The sequence below is a fragment of the Pantoea sp. NGS-ED-1003 genome (assembly GCF_000738765.1).
GTDB lineage: Bacteria > Pseudomonadota > Gammaproteobacteria > Enterobacterales > Enterobacteriaceae > Pantoea > Pantoea septica.
In genome coordinates this window covers 1-2,711 of sequence record NZ_JPQA01000027.1, presented here as the reverse complement: position 1 = coordinate 2,711, position 2,711 = coordinate 1, and the positions used below count along the sequence as shown (strand labels likewise).

Here is a 2,711-nt window from a genome sequence, read left to right as displayed (position 1 = left end):
TTGTTTGCAGCCGGTTAACAAAACTCATACCGCTGGATGGTGGCTTCAGCAGTACAGATAAATCACCCTGCAGCAGGCGGGATGCCGCGCTGACGCCAGAATCCACATACTGAAAAGCGCTGGTCACGGTACTGAACATGCCCGTTGCTTCATCCAGTACACCGTCCTGGAGAAAGTCAGGCATACCGTCCATGCCAAAAGCACCGAAAGCGGATGAAATGGCGTCATCAAGAAACGAAACGGAAGATGATAATTTCTGGCCGGTTGCCAGCCCCGCTGTAGGGAATGACAGTTCACCCGACTCAACGAAGCTGAAGCTGATGCGGCACATGCGCCCTTCGCTCTGCGAGTGACTGACGCGCACGGCATCGTCAACAACCACGGTCATCTCACCGTAGTAAGGGTGAACCAGCGTACAGGAGCCCGGCTTTTCAATAGCCTCAATCAGCCGGTTGCGCTGCTCGAAGAAGTCATCGCCAATCAGATACGCCTGCACACTGAAGCGCCGCGTTGCCCGGCCTAAATCCTCCGCCCATGGTTTATCGCGATTGGGGTACTCATGCACCTGCACGCGGCGGCCAAAGGTTGCCTCATCGCTGTCCACCTTAAACGCAATACCGCGCAGTGAGGCGTCCTGCAGATTATCTTTCCAGCTCATGGCTTACTCCAGGCAATAAAAAACCCGCTAAGGCGGGCATGGTGTTCAGGCTGCTGAATTTTGCATGATAGTAACCATGTCGGGGTCCATCTGTTCGATGATCCGCTCACGGGCATTATTTAATAATTTCCTACGCCCGCCCCTGCCCCACTTATTCATAGTTCGCGCGCATCCGCTTACCTGCTCTGTTTCAGTTGCGATAAGCAGGTCCAAACGATTGAGGTTGTTCATATGACTGATGCCACTCAGAACAGCCTCGCGGAAGGTTTCGTATACGCGAATTTCAAATTCAGGGTTAATCCAGGCCGCATATCTGATGGCGAGCAATTCCACTCCCCAGACGCCTTGCTGGTTGCCGCCATTAACAACGCTAAGTGATTGATATTGTTCCAGAGGACTTTTTTGTCCTCTGCCATTTAAGGCATTAACAAACCTTTTAACTGCTGCGCTACGGATAAACTTACTCGGGCGCTGCGATTCATTGGCATCACCCTTAACAACAGCGGCTGCATGCAGGTCATTCAGGTTGTAGCGCCCCTCTTTGTCTACGCGAACGGAAACACCGTTCACTATGACGGTTGGATATGTCATGTCGAAATTACCTTTTAGTGATGAACCCTGTCGCACAGGAATACGGCCCCAAGAAGGCTCCGACAGCCAGCCGGTTCCTCAAGGTGCATCCTGAAAGGTTCTTGGTTTGAATTGCGCGTGCGGTGCGCGGTGGAATTCAGGCAATAAAAAACCCGCCGGAGCGGGTTTGTTTTAACGATGTATTTTTTATTTAACGAAGGTTTCTACGTATTCATCACGAAGAGCGCTAATGTCTATTACGTTATTATAAACCTCATCGATTTTAAACATCTGCAGAGCATCATTGCTGGCATACTGCTTGGCCTTTCCATTTAAGGCATGAACCTTGTAATCGAAAGGAGGGTTAGTTTTTTCTGGATCAGGAGTTACGGTGAACAACAAGAATGGCATAGGATTTTTTTCGTGCACAAAACACCCTAACGTCCAGGTCTTATCCTTCGCTTGCAAAGCCTCACAACTGAAGTCCGCACGTTTAAAAATGTTGGCCATTAATGCCGAACCAACATCGCTTTTCGCACTTTTTACATAGTCGGGCGCACCTGATTCGGCAGTTGCAGCGCCAGAGATAAAGCAGGAAAAGACTATGATTGCTAGAGTTATTTTATTCACAGATTGTCCTTAAGTTCTGAGTGTTGAGGATGGTCTACTTCAGATGCACCTGAATGGAATAAGAATCACCAATTTTCACGAAAAGAGAATCAGCTTTTTCATCATAAGACTCAAAACGCTGAACGCCTTTAAACTTCTCCAGCTTATTCTCAAAAATCGTACTGTTGGTGCCGGTAAGATATTCAAAAGCCTTACCGGCCAGCGCAACGTTAACCTTATTCATCGATTCATCTTCATTTGCATAGAAATGAATGCTTACCTTTTCAGCGCATGGCGGATCATAAACGGTTATGTAAATTTGTGGCTCATACTCTGACTGTTTACTATCGTCAAACGCATCCTCAAGGCTCTGCTCCTTCCTGAAAGAATACTGGTGCCTCAGCATACCGCCATCTTTGAAAACCTGCATCTTCTCAGGTTTTTTCCCAACTGCAGTAATAAAGGCTTTTTCATTAAATGCGGGATAGCATTCACTGGCCGCTGCACCGTTAACAACAAACAATGCCATTAGAAACGCAAAAAGGCGCATGCAGATATTTTCCTTAATTTGGAGTCGAGAATCGATTATAACCCACATCAAGATCAAACCAAGGAAGTGTGCTGCCTGATGGCTCGACACGCATTCCGGGAGGTGCGTTTTCGAAGGATACTTTAATCTCACCCTTCTGTGACGCAGCATCGTTGCGCATTAACGGACCGCTCATGCTCTGTGGATTGAGCGGAACGCTGCCACCCTTCACCTGCTGCTCATTGTTATACCAACCGCCAGCTTTCCATCTCTTCTTCAGAGACTCCCAGAATGACTCGGTGCCATCTTTCTGAGTTGCCGCGTCCGATATCTCTTCCAGCTTTT

The 2,711-nt window shown here is 48.2% G+C and carries 4 protein-coding genes and 1 pseudogene; all 5 read right to left on the bottom strand.

The genetic code is table 11. The annotated features are described in order from the left end of the window. Positions 1 to 658: DNA circularization protein (locus JS46_RS22480; protein ID WP_033756016.1), on the bottom strand; the 658-nt coding region annotated here is incomplete at its 3' end. Between the two features lie 45 nt (positions 659 to 703). Continuing rightward, positions 704 to 1,249: a KilA-N domain-containing protein gene (locus JS46_RS22475; protein ID WP_033756014.1), complete on the bottom strand. Its 546-nt coding sequence runs from the start codon at positions 1,247 to 1,249 to the stop codon at positions 704 to 706. A 186-nt stretch (positions 1,250 to 1,435) separates the two neighbouring features. Beyond that, positions 1,436 to 1,858 (bottom strand): hypothetical protein, encoded by a 423-nt coding sequence (locus tag JS46_RS24310; protein ID WP_152560728.1) that lies wholly within the window; start codon positions 1,856 to 1,858, stop codon positions 1,436 to 1,438. Positions 1,859 to 1,892: 34 nt separating this feature from the next. Then, positions 1,893 to 2,387, bottom strand: coding sequence for a hypothetical protein (locus JS46_RS22470; protein ID WP_033756012.1), 495 nt, complete (start codon positions 2,385 to 2,387; stop codon positions 1,893 to 1,895). 13 nt (positions 2,388 to 2,400) lie between these two features. Continuing rightward, positions 2,401 to 2,711 (bottom strand): annotated as a pseudogene (locus JS46_RS22465) (phage tail tape measure protein); the annotation flags it as partial.

Excerpts from the sequence above, each read along its gene's own strand:
- JS46_RS22475 (WP_033756014.1), bottom strand. The coding sequence starts at position 1,249 with ATGACATATCCAACCGTCATAGTGAACGGTGTTTCCGTTCGCGTAGAC.
- JS46_RS22470 (WP_033756012.1), bottom strand. The coding sequence starts at position 2,387 with ATGCGCCTTTTTGCGTTTCTAATGGCATTGTTTGTTGTTAACGGTGCA.